The sequence below is a fragment of the Rahnella aceris genome (genome assembly GCF_011684115.1).
Taxonomy (GTDB): domain Bacteria; phylum Pseudomonadota; class Gammaproteobacteria; order Enterobacterales; family Enterobacteriaceae; genus Rahnella; species Rahnella aceris.
In genome coordinates, this window is record NZ_JAADJV010000003.1 from 172,637 (window position 1) to 193,955 (window position 21,319).

The following is a 21,319-nucleotide window of genomic DNA, read 5'->3' on the forward strand; positions in this document are numbered from 1 at the left end:
CCTTAACAACAGCGCATTCCGCCTTTACCATCCCCGCCGTAACGCGCCTGCTGACGCTCGCGGAAAAACTCCTCGTAGGTCATTGGCGGTGTATCCGGGTGGTTGGTCTGCATATGCAGGACGTAGGTGTCGTAATCCGGTATGCCCACCAGCATACGTGCGGCCTGACCGAGGTATTTCTTCGCCGCACCTAAGTTGTCAAACATACGTACTCCTTTGTATTTATGCTGAAAAGCCCCGCGGGTGCGGGGCTTTGAGGTAAACGGTCAGTGCCCGGAGGAGATTTTTATCCCTTCCGCAGGAACCGGCACATAAGGCGTTTCCTTATCGGTACGTTTGTCGGTTTTACGTGCCTGCAGGCAGGCGCGGATACCGTAGAAAATGATGCTGTACACCACAATCAGGAACAGAACACTCAGCCCGGCGTTGGTGTAGTTGTTGATGACAATATGGTGCATATTGCTGACTTGTTCTGGTGTCAGGTTCGCGCCGCCAGTGGCAATGCGTTCTTTATACTGACCGGCCATGTAGAAGAAGCCTTCCATCTGTGCATTGGTGCTGAACAGTTTCAGACCCAGCGCCCAGGTGGTGCAGATAAGCAGCCAGATGGCTGGCAGCATGGTGACCCAGATGTACTTCGTACGTTTCATTTTCACCAGAACGACGGTGGCGAGGATCAGCGCGACGGCGGCCAGCATCTGGTTTGAGATACCGAACAGCGGCCACAGACTTTTCACGCCACCCAGCGGATCGACCACGCCCTGATACAGCAGATAACCCCACAGCCCGACACAGCCTGCGGTGCCGATAATCCCGGCGATCAGTGAATCGGTTTTTTTCAGGAACGGGATAAAGTTACCCAGCAGATCCTGCAACATAAAGCGGCCGGAACGGGTGCCCGCATCCAGTGCGGTCAGGATGAACAGCGCTTCAAACAGAATGCCGAAGTGATACCAGAAGCCCATATCGGCCAGCGGCATAATTTTGTGGAACACGTGCGCAATCCCGACGGCCAGCGTGGGTGCACCACCTGCGCGGTTCAGCACTGAGGGTTCGCCGATGTCTTTCGCCGTTTGCATAATCTGCTCAGGCGAGATCACAAATCCCCATGAACTGACGGTTGCTGCAGCGTGCGCCGTGACGTCTTTCAGTTGCGCCAGAATCATCGGCGCATGATCACCGCCCAGTTCGTGCAGGTTTGGCATGGTGATGCCCAGACCGGCTGGCGGGGTATTCATGGCGAAGTACAAACCCGGCTCGATGATTGATGCCGCGACCAGCGCCATCACTGCCACGAAGGATTCCATCAGCATTGCGCCGTAACCGATAAACCGTGCATCGGTTTCGCAGGCCAGCAGTTTAGGCGTGGTGCCGGAGGCGATCAGTGCGTGGAAACCAGACACCGCACCGCAGGCGATGGTAATAAACAGGAACGGGAACAGCGCACCTTTCCACAACGGACCTGTACCGTCGATGTACTGGGTCAGGGCAGGCATTTTCAGTTCCGGATTGAGGAGCACGATACCGATCGCCAGCCCGACGATAACGCCGATTTTCAGGAACGTTGCCAGATAATCACGCGGCGCCAGAATCAGCCACACCGGCAACAGAGCGGAGACAAACGCATAACCAATCAGGGTAAAGGTAATGGTGGTGTCTTTGAAAGTCAGCGCCGGACCCCAGTAAGGATCGCTGGCGATAACGCCCCCGAACCAGATAGCCGCGACGAGCAGGATCACGCCAATCACCGAGATCTCACCCACGCGACCCGGGCGGATAAAGCGCATGTAGATGCCCATAAACAGGGCAATCGGCACCGTAGAACACACGGTAAACACGCCCCACGGGCTTTCGGCCAGGGCTTTCACCACGATTAAGGCCAGCACCGCCAGAATAATAATCATGATCAGGAAACAGCCGAACAGGGCGATAGTGCCCGGCACCGGCCCCATCTCTTCTTTGATCATCTCGCCCAGGGACGCACCGTTCCGGCGTGAAGAGATGAACAGCACCATAAAGTCCTGCACCGCACCGGCAAGAACCACACCGGCCAGCAACCACAGAACGCCCGGCAGATACCCCATTTGCGCGGCGAGCACAGGCCCGACTAACGGACCCGCCCCGGCTATAGCGGCAAAATGGTGGCCGAACAGTACGTTGCGGTTGGTCGGCACATAGTTCAGGCCGTCATTGTTGATTACCGCAGGCGTCGAGCGCGAAGGGTCGAGTTTCATGACCTTTTGCGCGATATACAGGCTGTAATAGCGATAGGCCACCAGATAAACCGAGACAGAGGCCACGACTATCCATAAGGCGCTGATATGTTCACCCCGCCGCAGGGCAACCACACCCAGACAGCAGGCACCGAGGAGAGCCACAATCATCCACGGTATGTGCTTGAATAATGCTTTTTTATTCATAAATAACCCGGTTATTTTAAAAGACTCACGAAATACCCGTCTCTGTTTTCTTTATTAAGGACCGCTTTCAGAGAGGCAGGGACCTGTTTTGTTACACACTTTACTGCCCGCATAGGGTGCCAAATTCGCAGGCGCGCAGGGGGGAAACTTGGTAAGCGGTCACAGAGGGAGATAAGCGGTTATTACGCGGAATAAGCGGTTCAGGGAGCGATTAATGCAGCTAAATCTGTGATTTAGATCACTGCACCGGTTATGCCTGAAAGCCCGGGCATCGGCGTAACTTTTGTGGCAGAGCCGTGTTTTGACAGGTAAATTATTCATTTTCTAAATGATCCGAGGGATCAATCAACACATTCAGGGAGTTTTTATGAAAGGTAAGTTTCCGCAAGGCTTTATGTGGGGCGGGGCAACGGCGGCCAATCAGGTTGAAGGTGCTTACGATAAGGATGGCAAAGGGCTGTCGATTGTCGATGCAATTCCGGGTGGCAAAGCGCGTCTGAACATCGTTTCCTCACCGGAGTTTGATTTTACCCTTGATACTGCAAACTACACGTATCCCAATCATAAAGGCATCGATCACTATCATCGCTTTCAGGAAGATATCGCGCTGTTCGCGGAAATGGGATTCAAATGTTACCGCTTTTCTATCGCCTGGACCCGCATCTACCCGAACGGTATTGAGCAGCAACCCAACGAAGCGGGGCTGAAGCATTATGATCAGGTGATTGATGCCTGTATTGCGCACGGCATCGAACCGGTGATCACCATTTCCCATTATGAGATGCCGCTGCATCTGGCTACCGCGTTTGGCGGCTGGAAAAACCGTGAACTGATTGGTCACTTTGAGCGTTTTGCCCGCACGGTGCTGACCCGCTTTGGTCATAAAGTGAAGTACTGGATGACTTTCAACGAGATCAACAGCGCGGCGCATTTCCCGATCATGAGTCAGGGGCTGACGGTAAAAACCGGCGCGCTTGAGGCGCAGGCGAAATTCCAGGCGTGGCATAACCAGTTTGTCGCCAGCAGTCTGGCGGTCAAAATCGCCCATGAAACCAACGCACAGATTCAGATTGGTTGCATGATCCTGTTTGCCACCAACTACGCTTATGACTGTAATCCGGTCAATCAACTGGAAACCCTGAAAGAGACGCAGGCGTTTAATTTCTACTGCGCCGACGTGCAGGCCGGTGGTAAATATCCGTATTACGCCAAAAGTTTGTGGAAGTCTCAGGGTGTTGAACTGGATATTCAGCCGGGTGATTTAGCGCTGATTAAAGAACATACGGTGGATTACATTGGTTTCAGCTACTACATGTCTTCAACCATCAACAAAACCAATCCTGACGCGGTTTCGGCGCAGGGCAACTTGCTTGGCGGCGCGCGCAATCCGTTCCTCGAAGCCAGTGAATGGGGCTGGGAAATCGATCCGGTCGGCCTGCGGATTGCCCTCAATCAACTGTACGATCGCTATGAAAAGCCGTTGTTTATTGTCGAGAACGGGCTGGGCGCCGTCGATAAGCCGGATGAAAACCACTTTATTGCCGATGATTACCGTATCAACTATCTGCGCCAGCATATTCAGGCGATGGCTGAAGCCATTGACGACGGCGTGGAACTGATGGGTTATACCCCGTGGGGATGTATTGATCTGGTGAGTATGTCTACCGGCGAGATGAGTAAACGCTACGGTCTGATTTATGTCGACCTCGACGATAAGATTTCCGGCACCGGTAACCGTTACAGGAAGAAATCGTTCCACTGGTATCAGAAAGTGATCGAGACGAACGGCGCAGATATCAGCTGATATTCCCCCGCCAGGTTTGAAAATAGTCCGGGTGATAGCCGGACTGTTTTCACCGACCTTAAGTCAGCAAGTCATCGAAGACGCTGGCGCTGATTTTCGTGAGCGTGGCGAACGTGAGTGGCATTCATCAGAGGCTGTTTCCTTTCCTCGTGGCTTGCATGAATAATTTCACCTCGCCACTGGTAAGTCTGAATATCGGGTTGTGTAAGCGGGAGAAAGCATCTCCCGTTTCATCGCCCAGTTTTTTTCAATACCCTGTCCTGCAAACCAGATCTTTCCTTTCCCAGAGTTATTTAATTTATCGATAGCCTCCATTAACGCTGCACTGTTTTTTCGTGGAGCGTTATCGTCAAATAAATTTAGCTGCGCTACTCCATTACTGAAAAAATCAGCCAACATAACGCCAGCCTTCATATATTGATGGCCATCAACCCATATTCTCTTCAGGGAGTTCGTGGCCGAACTTATAATGTCACGAGTATCATTAGAAGGGGTCAGTAGCTTCATGGATGCTTGATTTCCATAGTATGTTTCATTATGTGCGTGTGGGCTGGTATGAAGGAAAACACTAACGAAACGGCAGAACTGGCGCTCACTACGTAGTTTTTCTGATGCTCGCTCAGCATAGTCACAAATGGCTTGATGCATATCCGAATACTGAGTTATGCGGTTGCCAAAAGATCTACTGCAGATGATCTGTTGTTTTTCTGGTGCAAACTCTTCCGGTTCAAGACATTGTTCACCTCGAAGTTCACGAACAGTCCTTTCGAGAACAACATTGAAGTGTTTTCTTATTACCCATAATGAGCTTTCAGCCAGGTCAAGTGCTGTATTAATACCCATTGAATTAAGTTTCTTACTAATTCTCCGGCCAATACCCCAGACATCCTCAACAGAGATAATTGCCAGTAGCCTGCGCTGACGTTCAATATTCGATAAGTCGACAATGCCACCAGTGCCACGCCATTTCTTGGCTGCATGGTTAGCTAACTTTGCTAATGTCTTTGTTTGTGCAATACCAACCCCCACAGTTAATCCTGTATTTTTAAATACTCTATTTTTCATTTCATGACCGAAGCAATTTAGGGGCATGCAATTTATTACCCCAGATAAATTAACGAAGGCTTCGTCTATTGAGTAAACTTCGATCGAAGGAGACATTTCAGTTAGCGTCTGCATAACTCGCTCACTTAGATCGGCATAAAGTGCATAATTAGAACTGAATACATAAACCCTGGAGCTATATGTATTGTTTTTTATTTTAAAAAATGGCTCACCCATTTTAATACCAAGGGATTTTGCCTCGGCTGAGCGAGAAATAATACAGCCATCATTATTGGAAACGACGACAACAGGCTTCCCCTGCAAGTCTGGCCGAAAAACAGTTTCGCAAGAAGTATAAAAACTATTTACGTCGATGAGAGCGAACATAATTATTTATGCGCCTTAATACTAAAAATGACCACTCCGAATATTTCTAATTCTTCTGCATTTTGAAATGAAATCGAAGAATAATCATCGTTGTGAGGTACTAGCTGTAGATAAGGATGAGTACGAAGTTCTTTCACGGTGAATTCACCTGAAACAGCAGCAATAACAATATCGCCATGTACGGCTGAAAGCGAGCGATCAACCACTAAAAGATCCCCATCACTGATGCCGGCGCCATGCATAGACTCCCCGCTAACTTTTATGAAGTAAGTGGCACTCGGATGTCTTATCAGCAATTTGTTGAGATCCAGTCTGTCCTCGACATAGTCCTGCGCTGGGCTCGGAAAGCCACAGGGCACTTTCTCAGAGAAGAGAGGAAGCATGACTGGTTGAGAAGCCTCAGTTGGTCGAATGAGCTGCATGATGTTGATCTCGATATGCTGTGTTTATATACAGTATTGCTGAATGCAGCTAAGGATCAAGAAACTTGTGAAGCGATTCCTGAAAGTGCTTGAAGTGTCTGTTAATTTAGTTTGTGTGGTATCCAATATAGTTTTGTTGCCTGACTTAAACCCAGTTCAGCGAAACCGTAGCACTCTGACGGTAAGTCACCTCGGTTCCCTGCTCTTCGATGAAGAACTGGCTTTGGGCACGTAATAAGAATGCAATTCAGTCCACACAGTTCTGATTCAGGATCCATGATGAGACAGTCCTGAGCGCCCCGGGCGAATATGAGTATCTCCCTGACAGCAGAAAAAGTCCCTGTTTCCACAAAGGCCACTGAGAAGCAAGCTGATAATCAAACCATTCGCTTCGTAAAAGTCCGTGAGTTGCCCCCGGCAACTGCCTGATACAGCGGGGAGTGCCCGCTGGTAGTGCTTTGGCCCAGACCGTGGCTGTTTCATCAGCGTCTACATTCCGGTCATCCTGGCCCATCAGAATTAATACCGGAGTATGTGTACCGGAAATATCTTTCGTCGCATCAGCCAGGGAATTCCTGCGTTCGAAGTCCTGGCGCGTACATTGGGAGTGGCAGGGGAGAACAGCTGCTTCTTCTGTAAACTGGCGGTCAAAAGCCACGGCTTCATGTTTTTTAGCATCCTGAATATCATTCAGGGAGCGACCTTCGACTTTAAGCCTTTGTCCTGTATAGTATATGCCCTGATTACGCCAGTTTATCGCCGCACCTATCAGCACAACAAACTCAGTTGTTGTCAGTTGGCTCGCCTGCGGTACAACCCAACCTGCCTGCGAGAACCCAAGATAACCTCCGCGACTTTTTTTCAGTTCCGGCTGTTCTCTCAGTTTTTTTAACGCCAAAACCGCCTCCTCTGCGCGATCTGACATTGTCTGTGCCAGCCAGTTACCTGTACTTTTATCCACACCAGGTTTATCCCATGAAAAAACGGCAATTCCCTGTGAGACAAGGAATTTAACCAATGGAATATATCCACCTTCTGACCAGCGGTCCTGAGGTCCGTCTCCATGAACTAAAAGCACAAACGGAGGAGAAACCTTACCTGGAGGCATAATCAACGTCCCCATCAGAACATCGTTATTATGCTTAAAAGATATAGAACGTTGTTGCCCGTACCCTGAAAGATCGAAATCATATAATCGGCTAAGCAAAAAAATAATGAGAACGACAATCATAATTGAAAATGACACAATATATTTAATCATGTATAGCTCTTTATAATTTATAAAATTAAATATCAGCCGACTTTTTTAATACTTTATAGAACAGGATGTCAATGACTTAAAATTCGAAGCTCCTGACAGTAATAATCTTGGTGCTGCTGTGGGCGTTAACTTCCACTTCAGGGATGAACAAATGGAAATTAAGTGAGATTTACCAACAGTAACTGGCGGAGCTTCACCGCTATTTATCCTTAAAGCGCATCGCCAGCCACTGAGCATGCTGCTGCGTCACCAACAGTTGATCATCTTGCTCGCGCCACTGAATATCCCCCTGGCTAAGACAGCGCCTGAGCTGCTCCAGTGATGCTACCTGGAAACAGAGCGCCACCATTTTCGCCGGTGCCTGCGCAGCGACAGGCGGAAGCGCGAATTCCAGACGTGCTTGTTGATGAGTGATAATACGCAGGCAGCAGGTCCCTGAATCAAGCACATAACCGCCGTTGGTCTCCGCGCGGGCCTCCACACTGAACAACTGGTGATACAGCGCCAGCGTCTGTTCAGGTTGAGGCGAGGCAATAACGAAGGCAGACAGCGCTTGCACGCCATTAGGATGTACCTGCCAGGCGGGCTGCCAAACGGCCTGCGGCGTTTGATGTTCGCAGAAAAAACTGAAGCCGTATGCCAGGGCGCTGGCGCGGATCCGCGAGATGCAGAACCGGGCCTCAGTCTGGCTGCCGTCCGGCAATATCACCGGGCGTGAGAAGCGGGTCGGCGGTTCGCCATCGAGTTGACATTGCCGGAGGTGCTGCCATACCGCATGCGCATCCCGGGTTTTCCAGACCAGTCCGGCAAGGCCTGGCGCAACGTTCCACAATCCTCGCGAGTCTGTCTGACTGGCAGGCTCATAACCTAAAAGTTCCAGATAGTTATCTGCAAAGACGGCCAGATGGTTACTGGAGCCCATCGAATGGTGCCCCCGTGTACTGAGCTGAAATCCCATCCGCTGGAACAGGCCTTGCGCCTGATCCAGTTCTTCATCGACATTAATCACCGCGTGATCGATAACCGGAGTAATCGGCATGGTGTCTTCCTTCTGTTCTTTTTACTGATCCTGTCAGGCGGCACGACCGCCAAAATAGAGTTCGCGCATACGGGGGTCGTGTAGCAGGTCCTGCGCGCTGCCCTCCATCGCCACTTTCCCCAGCGCCAGAACATAGACCCGGTCGGAAATGTGCAGTGCCTCCATAGCATTCTGCTCGACCATTAAAATGGTCACTTTTTCCTGGCGGCGAATGGTTTGTATGGCGCTAAAAACTTCCGTAAGCATTTTCGGTGACAGCCCGGCCGAAGGTTCATCGAGCAGCAGTACTGCGGGTTCAGGCATCAGAGCCCTTGCCAGCGCGAGGATTTGTCGCTCGCCGCCGGAAAGCGCTGACGCGGGTGATTGCCATTTTTTATGTAACACAGGGTAATTTTCCGCCAGTTGGGCCATTCGCTGCTTACGTTGGCCTGGCGGTAAAAATTGTCCCCCGGTTTGCAGATTTTCTGCCACGGTCAGATTGTTGAAGACGTTGTCCAGTTGTGGGACAAACCCGAGTGAGCATTCACGGATTTTCCGGTGCACCGGAATTTTTGCCGTTTCGCATCCATCGATTTCAACCCGTCCTTCGCGCGGGGAGACAAATCCGGCAATCGATTTCAGCAAGGTGGATTTGCCGCAGCCATTTGGCCCCAGCAGCGTCACGATTTCCGCCTGTTCAACATGCAATGAAATACCGTGCAGAATATCAATCCCCGGGGTATAACCGGCGACCACGTTTTCGAGGGTAATCATACGGCCTCCTGCAATGTTGCGGTGCTTTGCCCTAAATAGGCATCCAGTACTTGCTGGTTCTGCGCCAGTTCATCCGGGCGGCAACTGGCGACAATCTGTCCGCGATCCAGCACGATGCAGCGCTGGCACAGGGTGTTTATAAAATGCATATCGTGTTCAATAACCAAAAGTGAAATACCCTGACGGCTCAGGTTGACCAACGTTTCCACCAGCTCCTGGCGTAATTTCGGGTGCACACCGGCCATAGGCTCATCCAGCATCAGCAGCGTCGGTTTACCCATCAGCGCGCAGGCAATACCCAGTAGTTTTTTCTGTCCGCCGGAAAGCGCCGCAGCAGGCAGATCTTTAACTTTGGTTAACAGCAAGGTATCCAGTAATTCGCTGGCGCGGGTCCTGTCTTCCTGTTCGGCTTTACGCCCGGAAGCCAGCCCCAGCAGACCGTTGAATAACCCGTGCTGACGAGTACCAGCAGTCATCACGACTTCCATAACGCTCATCTTTTCCGGCATGACGGGGAGCTGGAAGGTGCGTGCAATGCCAGCCTGGATGATCCGGTGGCTGGGCTGACGAGTAATGGACTGTCCATCGAATGTGATGCTGCCGCCATCCGGCCGGTTAAACCCGGAAATGGTGTTGAGCAGCGTACTTTTACCGGAACCATTCGGCCCGAGCAGGCCAAGAATCTCCCCCTTTTCCAGCGTAAATGATACGGATGTCAGTACCTGGTTGCCGCCAAAGGATTTGCTGATGTCAGCCACTTCAAGCAAACGGCTCATGAGAAAGTCCTTAATTTTTCCGGTAACAGACCACCTGGTCGTGTGAGCAGACACAGTAATAAAGCCAGACCCACCAACCCCAGGCGTAGCGCGCCAGTCAGGTCTGAACTGATGTGGAAATAGTCTTTTGCAAAGGGGATAAAGTTATACAGCCCTTCCACCAGCAACACGCCCAGCAACACGCCGCGCACATTGCCAAGACCACCGATCATCACCATGCTCCAGATAAGAAAGGTTTCCGACGAAAGCAGGTAATCCGGGCTGACATAATCGGTGTACCAGGCCAGTAACATACCGGCCAGACAGCACATCACAGCACTGCTCATCAACGCCCGGCATTTCAGCCACGGCAGCGCATAGCCCATGCAGATCGCTAACTGAGGTTGCTCGCGCATCAGGCGCAGCGCCCGCCCAAACCGGCTGGCGCCGATACGCAGGCTGGCGAGCGTGGCGACGATGACGCTGAGCAGAATAATGATCGCGAAGATACGCGTATCGGTGACGGTATCACCGGTCGACCAGGGCGAAGACAGGCCGCCAATCCCCTGCGCGCCGCCCGTCAGTTCGTCTTCATTGACGACGGCAATGCGGATGATTTCAGCCAGCGCCAACGTGGCAATGCCCCAGTAGTCCGCCGTTAGCTGACGCCCCAGCAACGCCATCAGCGCGCTGATAACAATGGCACACAGTAACCCGGCCGGGATCACCACCCACAGCGGCAACCCAAAATTGTTTCCCAGACCGACGGCATAAGCGCCGGTTCCGACAAACACAATGTGACCGAAATTCAGCAAACCGGCGTAACCTGCCTGTAAATTCAGGGCAAGCGCGATAATGGCATAGATCCCGGCAAGGCAAAGGATATGCAGTAAAAACTCAGACACGGCGGACCTCCCGGTTAAACAGGCCATAAGGACGCAGTAACAGCGCCAGCAGCAGAATGACAAACGATGAGGCGTTCACCCAGGTCACCGGGATAAACAATAAGTCGCCGCCGAACAGCCAGCTCCAGTCGATGTTGGTCACGAGGGTTTCGGTTGCAGCGATAAGAAGTGCACCAAAAATGGCGCCCATTGGATTTCCCAGCCCGCCGAGAATGGCGGCAGCGAGCACCGGCAACATCAGATCATTGCCCTGGTTGACCCATGCGCTGGCATTCATCGCCAGCATACTGCCTCCCACAGCGGCCAGCATTCCAGCCAACAGGTTGACGGTGTGGATAATTGCGCTGGCATTTAACCCGGAGGCTGCTGCCAGATCCCGGTTACTTGCCAGCGCACGGATAGCGCGACCTTGCGGCGTACGAAACAGCAACAGGCTGAACACCACCACCAGCGAAATCGTGACGCCAAGACCCCAGAGTTCGTCAGAGGAGATTCGGGTGTCCCCAACCTGCAAGAGCGCACCCACAGGCAGGGAATAATTCACCGGGGCCGACCCCTCAACCCCGAGAACCAGTGCGATCAGCACCATCGATACCGCAAGCGATCCGATCATGGCGTTAGCGGTACCGCTTTTCAGCAGTGGCTGATAAACCCAGTGATGCAAAATCATGGACAGCATGCCGCAGACCAATGCAGAAAACACGATTGCCAGAGCCAACGGCATGCCAAGACGAAGCCCGGCGGCGGTGATAAATGAACCGACCATGGCATATTGCATATGAGCGATGTTGGCGAACCGTACCAGCCCGTAAACCAGGCTTAATCCCAGCGCGACCAGCGACAAATCCGCAGTGCGAATCAATGTATCAATCAAAAACTGCAGCATGGTTTTTCCCCGATGATGTAGCGTGAACTGGCAAGATAAAGCGGCTCGTTACCGGGGAACCGGTACGCCATTAAACGCTTTCACTTTCAGGTAGGGCTGAGACATACGCTGGTTATCGGCATCCAGATTTAATGTACCGGTAATGCCGGTAAAGCCAGGCGCAACGGTTTTCATTGCCGCGATCATGGCTGCCGGATCGGCACTGTGCGCTTTGTCGATAGCTGCCGCCGCCAGCATTACGCTATCCCAGGCATAGCTACCGTACACAGAGCGAGGTTTCTCATGGAATTTTTTCTGGTACAGCTCAGCATAATTTACGCCGTGACCACCCGACGTTTTCTGGTCAATACCTGCGACTTCCATACCAACCTGCCCGTTGGTGTACTGCGCCGGGGAACCTTCAACGGCCATGGTTAAATACATGCCATACCAGGGCGTTTTATTCAGACCCAGCTCCCAGGCCTCACGGTTCAGCACAATGGCATCCTGGCCGTAGCTGGTGTAAACGTAGGCTTGCGGATGAGCGCGAGAAATTTGTTCCAGCTCGCGGCGATAAGAAGGCTGACCGCTGGCATAGAGCACTTTGGCGACCACTTTGCCCCCGGCTTTTTCAAACGCGTTGGTGAACTGCTTCGCCATACCCTGACCGTAAGCACCATCCGGGGCGATAAAGGCCACTTTGCTGTAACCGAGCTGGCGCACATCTTCTGCCGAGAAGCTTGCGGAAAGAGAATCCAGGCCAATAACGCTCCAGGAGGTAGCGCCGATTTTGCGGATATCGGTGCTGGTACCGGAAATATTGATGTGCAGCAGATTGTTCTTCACCAGATATTGCCCAACCGGAATGGTGACACCAGAGGAAAAACTGCCCATCACTAAAGGGACATGGTTAACCTGAGTTAACTTACGTACGGCATTCAGGCCTGTAACCGGGCTTTCGGCGGAATCTTCCACGATCACATGTAATGGCTGACCATTAACGCCGCCCTGGGCATTAACCTGTTCAACCGCCAGTTCAATACCACGACGCTGATCTTCACCAATGCTGGCGCTGGTGCCGGTTAAGGGCAAAATTGCACCCATGTTCACATCGGCCTGCGCCGTGCGCGCCAGACCAAACAACGTCATACCTGCCAGTGTTGACAGCATCATGCCTTGCCCGAAACGATTTTTCATGTTGGTTCTCCGGTTTGCTGTTGCCGGCTTCTGAGGCCGGTGTTTTGTCGCCTGCGCAAATGTGCACAAGCCTGCCTGGTAATGCCGAAAAAGAGCGCACTAAAGTGAATATATAAGTGCATACACTTGTGTATTAAGCAAAGACGATGCCAGATAACAGGACGTTCCCGGTATCAAGTGCTTATTTCAGGTTAAACGAATGCAAATTCATGAATAAATACAATGGAATCGAAAATATCTAAAAAACTTTCGTTTTCATTTTTATCATGGCCAATAAAAATATCTGTGTGCATAAGTGAATACACTTTGAATCATTTTAGTGCAATGCTGCCGTAAAATGGTGCGGGGAAAATCCATAAGAATAAATAAGATGAAAAATGCTTATGAATGAGTAATTTTTTAATTAAAGAAAAGTGTATTCACTTTTGTGTTGAGTTGTTTTTTTTGCTGTGCTATCTATAAAAACATTACGTGAAATAATCTTTGCCGCATTTTTATTTTCGTGCTGAGCATGCGGTAAATTAAGGGGATAATGTGGTTATCATAAAAAAGAAATCCCGTAGCGCTGACAGTGTGGAAAAGGTCTACGAGAAAGTGAAAGGCATGGCGATTGATTACTACTTTCGTCCCGGCGAACGGGTGAATGAAGTTGAGCTTGCGGCACAACTGGGGGTCTCGCGTACGCCGGTGCGGGAAGCGCTGAACCGTCTGGCAAAAGACGGCTTTATGAATTTTGTACCCAACCGGGGTTTTTACTCCCGTGACCTGACGCCGGAAGGTGTCCGCGAACTTTATGAGGTGCGAATGGTTATAGAGCAATCGACCTTTCGTTTCGCCTGCCTGCGGGCAACAGATGAAGAGATCGCTACGACCACGGCTATCTGGGAAGAAGTGAGCCAGCATCGCCCGGCGCAAACTGAACAGGATTGGGCGAAGATTGCGGAAATTGATGAGCGTTTCCACATGGAAATAGCCCGTATTTCCCATAATAGTCGGCTCTATGAAATGCTCGATAGCCTGAATTCGCTGAGCCGCTTTTTCCGGCGTATCGATCTCGAAACGCCCGTGCGCAGGAACAATGCCTATGACGAGCATGTCGAAATTATCGCAGCATTACGCCAGCGGGATATCGAAAAAGGCGTGGTGCTGATTGAGCAACATATTTCATTGAGTGCCGAGCACGCGGTTGAAGTCACAAAAGAAGGGCTTGCCAGGATTTATTTTGGGAAGCCCTGAGCCACTCTTTTCATTAGGTCCAAACCGATAATTTAATCAGCTACCAGAGGGCATTACGCGTTCCGGTAATTCATTCACAGCGTCATGCTGCGGCATTGTGCCGGGAAAATGTAGAGGATATATGCGCTCCATTCCCGAAGAGATTATTCAACAGGCGATTATCTGGCGACGTGAGATCCACACGCGCCCGGAGATTGGCTTACAAGAATTTCATACTTCCGCGAAAATCAGCAGCCTGCTGCGCCAATATGATCTTGAAGTGCATACCGGCATTGCGGGCACTGGCGTGATGGGTGTTCTTCGCAATGGCGAGGGGCCGTCAATAGCCCTTCGCGCTGATATTGATGCATTACCCATTCAGGAAAACAACGCTGTTGCATGGTGCTCTTCCTCGCCAGGCATGATGCACGCCTGTGGACATGACGGGCATACCGCCATTTTACTGGGGGCGGCGCGCTATCTCAGCCAGACCAGAGCGTTCAACGGGACGGTGTACTTTATTTTTCAGCCTGCGGAAGAGAATGCCGGCGGCGGGCGTTTAATGGTGGAAGAAGGAATCTTTACGCGCTTTCCCGTTTCTGCGGTTTATGCGCTGCACAACTGGCCGGGGCTGCCGGTGGGGCAAGTGGCCGTTAGCACAGGCCCAATGATGGCTTCTCAGGACAATTTTTTTATCACGCTGACTGGCGTGGGATGCCATGCGGCGATGCCGGAAAAAGGGGCCGATCCGGTGCTGGCCGGTGCACACCTGATTACCGCGTTGCAAACGATCATGACGCGCCGACTCTCTCCGCTGGACAGCGTCGTGATCAGCGTGACGCAACTCCAGGCCGGGGAAGCAATAAATGTCGTCCCGCAGACAATGCAATTGTCCGGCACGCTGCGTTGCCTGAGCCAGACGGCCAGAGCGCGCTGCCAGATTCTGATGGCGGAGTATGTCGAACAGCTCGTCCGGCCATTTGGCGTCAGTGGCAGCATTCGCTGGGAATACGGTTACCCGGTAACCGTCAACCATGCGCAACAGGCAAAAATTCTGGCGGATGCCGCACGCCACGTCGAGGGGATCACGCAGGTCCACACACAGTTATCACCCTCAATGGCGGCAGAAGATTTCGCCTATTTTCTGGAAGCCTGTCCGGGCGCTTATTTGTGGCTGGGGGCCGATGGCCCAACGCCGGGCGCGGCATTACATAACCCGCATTATGATTTTAATGACCAACTTATCGCACCTGGCATCGGTCTTTGGGTATCGCTGGTGGAGAGGTCATTGGGTCCTGTTTCTGTTACTTCTGAGGATTAACTATGAGCCATATCCACTTTATTGGTGCTGGTCAAATGACCGAAGCGATTCTGCGCGCCGCCTTAAAACGCGGCGCATTAAACCCGCACGAGGTCAGCTTATCGGATATTGATCCAGAGCGAATTGAAACGCTGAAAGCGCGCTATGAGTTGAGCAATACACAAGATTTGCCAAACGCGCTGGCCGCAGCGGATCACATCGTGATTGGGGTACGTCCGCAGGATAATATTGCTGATGTCGCACAACTGATTAAGCAGTATGCCGCGCCACAGACGTCGGTCATTTCTATTATTGCTGGCGTAACGCTGACCCAGTTGTCTTTGATGCTGGGCGAGTCACGCCCGATTACGCGTATCATCCCGAATACGCTGACGGATACCGGGCTGGGCTACAGCGGCGTGGCGTTTAATGCTTATGTTAACAGCGCGTCCGTAATGCCGTTTCTGGAAAGTTTCGGCAAGGTGATGGTGCTGGAAGAACGGTTGATTGACGTCTTCACCGGTTTTGCTGTCGCTGGTGTCAACTATGTCTATTATTTTGTCGAAGCGCTGGCGGACGCCGGTGTCCTTGCCGGATTAACCCGGACTCAGTCAACGCAAGTGGTGTGGGAAAACCTGGTGGGCGCGGTTGAAATGCTTAAGTTATCCGGGCGCCATCCGCGCCAGTTGATGGATATTAATAACTCTCCGGCAGGGGTTGGCATTAATGGTTTATATGAGTTGAATAAAATTAATTTCGCCGCTGGTCTGCAAAGCAGCGTTCTGGCTGCGGTGCGTCGTACAACGGAGCTTTCTGGTCAAAAATAACACTATTTTTTAACAAGAGTGGTCTATGACAGCAATTTCAACGTGTGGCTGCCATGCTGAAGGATGTAGCTCATCTGCGTAAAGTCATCAAAGTGCGTGACAACCCCTGGCGAAGAATTTGATTGACAGATCAGGCCACTTTGCGGCGAAACATCCAGTACGCCGCTGAGCCTGTTATCGCTGCAATCACCAGTAGCGGCCACAGGCTTCCCCATACAATGTCCAGACTCGCATCTTTCAGGTAAATTTGTTTTGTGATGTCCGTAAAGTGCCGGATAGGATTTATCCACGTCAGATTTTGCAACCACACGGGCATGTTCTCTACCGGTGAGACATAGCCGGAAAGCAGAATCGCCGGCATCATAAAGACAAATACGCCAATAAATGCCTGCTGCTGCGTCGAACTAAGTGCAGAAATCAGCAGCCCGAATCCCACCAGCGAAAGCCCGTAAATCAACATGGTGAAGTAGAACAGTAAGACCGAACCAGAGAAGGGGATTTGATAGCCCCATATTCCCACACCGAGCACAATAGTGGCCTGCGCAATGGCGACAATCTGCGCGGGTACGGCTTTACCAACAAATATCTGCCAGGTGGCAAGCGGCGACACCAGGAGCTGGTCGAGCGTGCCTTGTTCACGTTCACGAGCAACGGACAGTGAAGTCACAATCATTACGCCGATGGTCGTTATCATGGCGATAAGCGACGGCACCACAAACCATTTGTAGTTCAGGTTTGGGTTATACCAATTGCGTATTACCAGCTCACTGTTATTCGACTTCGGTTGACCAGTCATGAGTTCTAGTTGGTAGTTTTTCACGATTTGCTGCAGGTAATTGGCGGCAATCTGCGCACTGTTCGAGTTACGACCGTCAAGAATAATTTGCAGTTTAGCTGGCTGATTGCTTGCCAAATTTCGTGAGAAATCCGCAGGGAAGTGGATCAGCAGCAGCGCTTTTTGTTTATCGAGGGTTGGCTGGATTTCCTGCGGGCTTTTTAACAGCAGCAGATGGCTAAAAGCTTTGGCGTGTGCAAAACGTTGCGTCAGTTCCACGGAATGGCTGCCATTGTCTTGGCTGTAAATCGCGATGGTGGCGTTAGTGACCTCAAGCGTGGCGGCAAACGGGAACAGAATCACCTGCAACACCACCGGCAAAATCAAAATGGTACGGGTTTGCGGCTCGCGCAGCAGGGATTGCAGTTCTTTGCGAATTAATGTCCAGAGTCGATGATACATAACTTTCCCTTAATCCAGACGACGTTTGGTCTTCAACGCCGTCAGGCCGATAAACATCACCGCCGAGACAATGAGACACAGTACGTTAACTATCAGCACCGTGGAGATATTTCCCGCGAGAAACAGGGTTTGCAGGGTATTCACGAAGTAGCGCGCCGGTATGATATAAGTCACTGCGCGGATAATCACGGGCATGCTGTCGATCTGGAAGATAAAGCCCGAGAGCATGATGGAAGGTAAAAATGCAGCGTTCAGCGCCACTTGAGCGGCGTTAAACTGGTTGCGAGTGATAGTCGAAATCAGCAGACCCATACCAAGCGTACTGAGCAAAAACAGACTGGTAATCAAAAATAACAGTAGCAGCGAACCGCGATAGGGTACGCCGAGAATAAATACCGAAACCACCATACACAGTAGCATTGCCAGCATGCCGAGCACATAGTAGGGGAGCAACTTGCACAGCAACAACTCGGTACGCGTTATCTGCGTTGAAAGCAGGGCTTCCATAGTGCCTCGTTCCCACTCACGCGCCACGACCAGCGATGTCAGAATGGCACCGATAACCGTCATAATGATGGTTATCGCCCCCGGAATAATGAAATGCTGACTGATAGCAGCAGGGTTAAACCAGTAACGCAGTTGCACGTCAATCAGTGGCTCGACGCTTTCACCCCGGCTCTTCGAGCGCTGCTGTTGCCATACCTGCCAGATCCCTTCGACATAGCCCTGCACAAAGTTTGCGGTGTTCGGTTCGCTGCCGTCGGTAATCACCTGAACCGGCGCTGTAGCCCCGGCGCGCGCCATGTTCTGCGCAAAGTCTGTAGGGATAACCACTATGCCGCGGATTTTTCCCGCCTGCATGAGCTGAATCAGTTCTTGGCGGTTATCGCTGATGGTCGGCTGAATGTAGGGCGAAGCGCTGATGGTATGAGCGAAACTCAGCGCTTCTTCGCTTTGCTGTTCCAGCAGAATCCCCACGTGCAGGCGGCTTGAATCCAGGTTGATGCCAAAGCCGAAAATAAAAAGCAGCAGCAGGGGGATCACCACAGCAATCAACCAACTGCTCGGGTCACGCGCAATCTGGCGCGTTTCCTTCACGCAGAGGGCGCGTACTCGCCTCCATGAGACTATTTTATGCTCACTCATGCGTGTGCTCCTTATCCCACTTGTTTATCAGCGTGATAAATGCCTGTTCCATGGTTGGGTCGACCTGCTCGTCGTCTGCCGCCTGCTGTTTGAGATCGTCCGGCGTGCCGCTGGCGATAAGCTTGCCACGATATACCAGCCCGATACGGTCGCAATATTCCGCCTCGTCCATAAAGTGTGTGGTGACCATCACGGTTACGCCTTTTTCAACCATGTCGTTGATGTGCATCCAAAATTCGCGCCGTGTAATCGGGTCAACACCAGACGTGGGTTCATCAAGGAACAGAATATCCGGCTCATGCATCAGTGAGCAGGCCAACGCCAGGCGCTGCTTGAAGCCGAGTGGCAGGGAATCTGTCGGGCTGTTAAATATCGGCTGGAGGTTAAACGCTTCACTCATACGGGAAATTTTGTCGTCCTGCGCCTTGCCGTGCAGCCCGTACACACCTGAGAAGAAACGCAGATTTTGTGCAACCGTCAGGTTGCCGTACAACGAAAACTTCTGTGCCATATATCCCAGATGCTGACGGGCCTTACCGGAGCTGGTTTTCAGATCCATATCCAACACCAGCGCCTTGCCAGAGGTCGGCACTAGCAGCCCGCACATCATTTTAAACGTCGTGGATTTACCCGCGCCGTTCGGCCCAAGCAGCCCGAATATCTCGCCGCGCTGTACGGTAAAATTGACCTGGTCAGTCGCTGTGAAATCACCAAATTTCTTTGTGAGCTGTTTGGCTTCAATCACCGTTTCTTCGGAACTGCCTTCCACCGTATGCAGTATTTTTCCTAGCGGTGATTCCTTCGTGCCGGTGCCCCCCAGCAGTTCGATAAACGCATCTTCAAAACGCGGGACGGTACGCGTTATTTGCTCCAGAGACAGATCCAATGCTTGTGCCAGCTCTTCTATAGTGGCGTCTTTTGCCAGTATCAGACGTACGGAACGCCCCTGGATCACACCGTCGCTCACCTGCGGCAATTTCAGCGCCCGCTGAAGTAGCTTGCGGTTGTTTTCTCCCCCATGACTCACCAGCAGCGAACGCCCGGCCATTTTCTGCGTCAGCTCTTTTGGCGCTCCGTGATACAGCAGCTCGCCTTCGTTTAGCAGTAGCACCTCGCGGCACTGTTCGGCTTCGTCAAGGTACGAAGTACTCCATAGGATCAGCATCCCTTCACCTGCCAGTTCGTGCACCATCTGCCACAGCTCGCGTCGCGAAATGGGGTCTACGCCGACGCCGGGCTCATCGAGCAGCAGAACCTTAGGTTGGCCGACCAGTGTACAGGCGAGGCCTAGCTTCTGCTTCATACCGCCGGAAAGTTTGCCGGCGAGGCGCGAGGTAAAGGGACCGAGGGAAGTAAATTCTAGCAGCCGCGCAAATGTTTTTTTACGTTCCTCGGCCGTCACTCCACGCAGGTCTGCGTACAGAGTGAGATTTTCCATTACCGTCAGATCTTCATACAGCCCGAATTTTTGCGGCATGTACCCTACTACGGCGTGTAGGGCACTGCCATCTTTGATTGGGTCGAGGCCTATGACCTGTGCACTTCCCCCGCTAGGTTTCATCAAGCCTGCCAGCATACGCATTAGCGTGGTTTTCCCTGCGCCGTCAGGCCCCACCAACCCGGTGACTTCCCCCGGGTGGATTTCACATTCAAGGCTTGCTACCGCGGGTTTACCCAGTTCAGGGAAGTTTTTCATCAGCCCCTGCAAGCGGATGATGCCGCTGTCATAGCGGGTCATGCTGGGCACCATTGTTAAAACTTACGGTGACCGGCATACCCTGACGCAGCGAATCGTCGGCATCGGTCACGATAATGCGCAGGCGATAGACCAAATCGGTGCGCAGATCGGGCGTCTCAACCGTTTTAGGGGTGAACTCCGCGGTAGGAGAAACAAAGCCAATTTTGCCGTGATAGGGCTTTTCGGGACGCCCGTCGGTATAAATCTGCACTTCCGTACCCGGCTGTACATTGTAAAGACTCACTTCATTCACATAAGCACGTACCCACACCGGGCGTGTAAGGGAAAGCGTTAATACCGTGCTACCCGCGCTGAGCATGCTCCCTGGTTCAACAGCGCGAGTAAGCAATGTGCCGGCGGATGGGGCGGTAAGCGTGGTGTCCTGTAAATCCAGCTGCGCCTGGGAGAGCTGTGCTTTAGCCTGTTGCAGACTGGCCTGTGCCTGGGCAATCTCTTGCGGGCGGTTACCGTTGTGGTACTGACTGAGCTTATCGCGCGCGGCTTTCAGTGTAGCTTTTGCCTGATCGCTTGATGAACGGGAATTTTCCAGCTCATTTGCAGCAATCATGCGTCTGGCCCACAGCCCTTGTTGGCGCTGGTAAAAATTCTGGGCATAGTCATAGGCAGCCTGCGCCTGATTCACCTGCGCGGCCACCTGGGCAATTTCTTCGTCACGGTAGCCGGCAATAATCAAATCAAATTTCGCTTGTGTCGCTGCAACGTTTGCTTCCGCCTGTTGCAAGGCGTTTTGATACGGGCCTTTGTCCAGTTCCCCGAGCGTTTCCCCAGCCTTGATTGAATCGCCTTCATCGACCTGCAACGTAGCGAGGCGACCACCGACGCGAAAGCTCATGTTCACTGTGCGAATATCCACATTCCCGTAGAGCGTTAATGGCTTTTCCTGCTCGCTTTGATACCACATCCAGCCGCCAAAACAGCTGACCAGCAACGCAATAACAACGAGCACAACCATGGGCTTTTTATTTTTCATGGCACGATCTTCC

Annotated in this window: 19 protein-coding genes; 4 read left to right on the plus strand and 15 right to left on the minus strand. The window is 51.9% G+C overall.

From position 1 onward, the window contains the following. Positions 1–2 precede the first annotated feature (2 nt). A complete protein-coding gene (locus GW591_RS16300; protein ID WP_013578144.1) occupies positions 3–206 on the minus strand; it encodes a YbdD/YjiX family protein in 204 nt (67 codons plus the stop codon). A gap of 60 nt (positions 207–266) precedes the next feature. Next, positions 267–2,420: a carbon starvation CstA family protein gene (locus GW591_RS16305; RefSeq protein WP_166860998.1), complete on the minus strand. Its 2,154-nt coding sequence runs from the start codon at positions 2,418–2,420 to the stop codon at positions 267–269. Between the two features lie 367 nt (positions 2,421–2,787). Between GW591_RS16305 and GW591_RS16310 the strand changes: the two genes are divergently transcribed. Further along, a complete protein-coding gene (locus GW591_RS16310) occupies positions 2,788–4,224 on the plus strand; it encodes a glycoside hydrolase family 1 protein (protein ID WP_166861000.1) in 1,437 nt (478 codons plus the stop codon). 168 nt (positions 4,225–4,392) lie between these two features. Here GW591_RS16310 and umuC read toward each other — a convergent pair whose 3' ends face one another. The 9 genes from umuC to GW591_RS16355 form a co-directional block, all read right to left on the minus strand. Then, positions 4,393–5,655 (minus strand): translesion error-prone DNA polymerase V subunit UmuC, encoded by a 1,263-nt coding sequence (gene umuC, locus GW591_RS16315; RefSeq protein ID WP_013578147.1) that lies wholly within the window; start codon positions 5,653–5,655, stop codon positions 4,393–4,395. Between the two features lie 2 nt (positions 5,656–5,657). Beyond that, on the minus strand, positions 5,658–6,077 hold the full coding sequence (gene umuD, locus GW591_RS16320) for a translesion error-prone DNA polymerase V autoproteolytic subunit (protein WP_013578148.1): 420 nt from the start codon (positions 6,075–6,077) through the stop codon (positions 5,658–5,660). 247 nt (positions 6,078–6,324) lie between these two features. Next, positions 6,325–7,338 (minus strand): alpha/beta hydrolase family protein, encoded by a 1,014-nt coding sequence (locus GW591_RS16325; RefSeq protein ID WP_166861002.1) that lies wholly within the window; start codon positions 7,336–7,338, stop codon positions 6,325–6,327. Between the two features lie 199 nt (positions 7,339–7,537). Further along, a complete protein-coding gene (locus GW591_RS16330) occupies positions 7,538–8,377 on the minus strand; it encodes a VOC family protein (RefSeq protein ID WP_119262312.1) in 840 nt (279 codons plus the stop codon). Between the two features lie 33 nt (positions 8,378–8,410). Further along, entirely contained in the window at positions 8,411–9,130 is a 720-nt protein-coding gene (locus tag GW591_RS16335; protein WP_013578151.1) for an ABC transporter ATP-binding protein, read from the minus strand. Further along, entirely contained in the window at positions 9,127–9,906 is a 780-nt protein-coding gene (locus GW591_RS16340; protein WP_014416680.1) for an ABC transporter ATP-binding protein, read from the minus strand. The genes GW591_RS16335 and GW591_RS16340 overlap by 4 nt, the downstream gene beginning before the upstream one ends. Beyond that, positions 9,903–10,790: a branched-chain amino acid ABC transporter permease gene (locus GW591_RS16345; RefSeq protein WP_014416681.1), complete on the minus strand. Its 888-nt coding sequence runs from the start codon at positions 10,788–10,790 to the stop codon at positions 9,903–9,905. The genes GW591_RS16340 and GW591_RS16345 overlap by 4 nt, the downstream gene beginning before the upstream one ends. Then, positions 10,783–11,676, minus strand: coding sequence for a branched-chain amino acid ABC transporter permease (locus GW591_RS16350; protein ID WP_013578154.1), 894 nt, complete (start codon positions 11,674–11,676; stop codon positions 10,783–10,785). Before GW591_RS16350 ends, GW591_RS16345 begins: the two co-directional genes overlap by 8 nt. A gap of 48 nt (positions 11,677–11,724) precedes the next feature. Beyond that, positions 11,725–12,852, minus strand: a complete 1,128-nt coding sequence (locus GW591_RS16355) for an ABC transporter substrate-binding protein (protein WP_013578155.1) — start codon at positions 12,850–12,852, stop codon at positions 11,725–11,727. A 534-nt stretch (positions 12,853–13,386) separates the two neighbouring features. On the opposite strand from GW591_RS16355, the gene GW591_RS16360 reads away from it, so the two are divergent. The 3 genes from GW591_RS16360 (at position 13,387) to GW591_RS16370 (ending at position 16,194) form a co-directional block, all read left to right on the plus strand. Next, the gene (locus tag GW591_RS16360; RefSeq protein ID WP_112197338.1) at positions 13,387–14,088 is read left to right on the plus strand and encodes a GntR family transcriptional regulator; all 702 of its coding nucleotides are present in this window, start codon (positions 13,387–13,389) and stop codon (positions 14,086–14,088) included. 121 nt (positions 14,089–14,209) lie between these two features. Further along, positions 14,210–15,388, plus strand: a complete 1,179-nt coding sequence (locus GW591_RS16365; RefSeq protein ID WP_166861004.1) for a M20 aminoacylase family protein — start codon at positions 14,210–14,212, stop codon at positions 15,386–15,388. 2 nt (positions 15,389–15,390) lie between these two features. After that, the gene (locus GW591_RS16370; RefSeq protein ID WP_166861006.1) at positions 15,391–16,194 is read left to right on the plus strand and encodes a pyrroline-5-carboxylate reductase family protein; all 804 of its coding nucleotides are present in this window, start codon (positions 15,391–15,393) and stop codon (positions 16,192–16,194) included. Between the two features lie 130 nt (positions 16,195–16,324). Here GW591_RS16370 and GW591_RS16375 read toward each other — a convergent pair whose 3' ends face one another. The 4 genes from GW591_RS16375 to hlyD are packed head-to-tail and all read right to left on the minus strand — an operon-like array spanning position 16,325 to position 21,306. Further along, positions 16,325–17,431, minus strand: coding sequence for an ABC transporter permease (locus GW591_RS16375; protein WP_112197336.1), 1,107 nt, complete (start codon positions 17,429–17,431; stop codon positions 16,325–16,327). A gap of 9 nt (positions 17,432–17,440) precedes the next feature. After that, on the minus strand, positions 17,441–18,577 hold the full coding sequence (locus GW591_RS16380) for an ABC transporter permease (protein ID WP_166861008.1): 1,137 nt from the start codon (positions 18,575–18,577) through the stop codon (positions 17,441–17,443). Next, entirely contained in the window at positions 18,570–20,315 is a 1,746-nt protein-coding gene (locus GW591_RS16385) for an ATP-binding cassette domain-containing protein (protein WP_112151410.1), read from the minus strand. Before GW591_RS16385 ends, GW591_RS16380 begins: the two co-directional genes overlap by 8 nt. Continuing rightward, complete coding sequence (gene hlyD / locus GW591_RS16390) at positions 20,302–21,306, minus strand: secretion protein HlyD (RefSeq protein ID WP_013578162.1); 1,005 nt, start codon at positions 21,304–21,306, stop codon at positions 20,302–20,304. The genes GW591_RS16385 and hlyD overlap by 14 nt, the downstream gene beginning before the upstream one ends. Positions 21,307–21,319 lie beyond the last annotated feature (13 nt).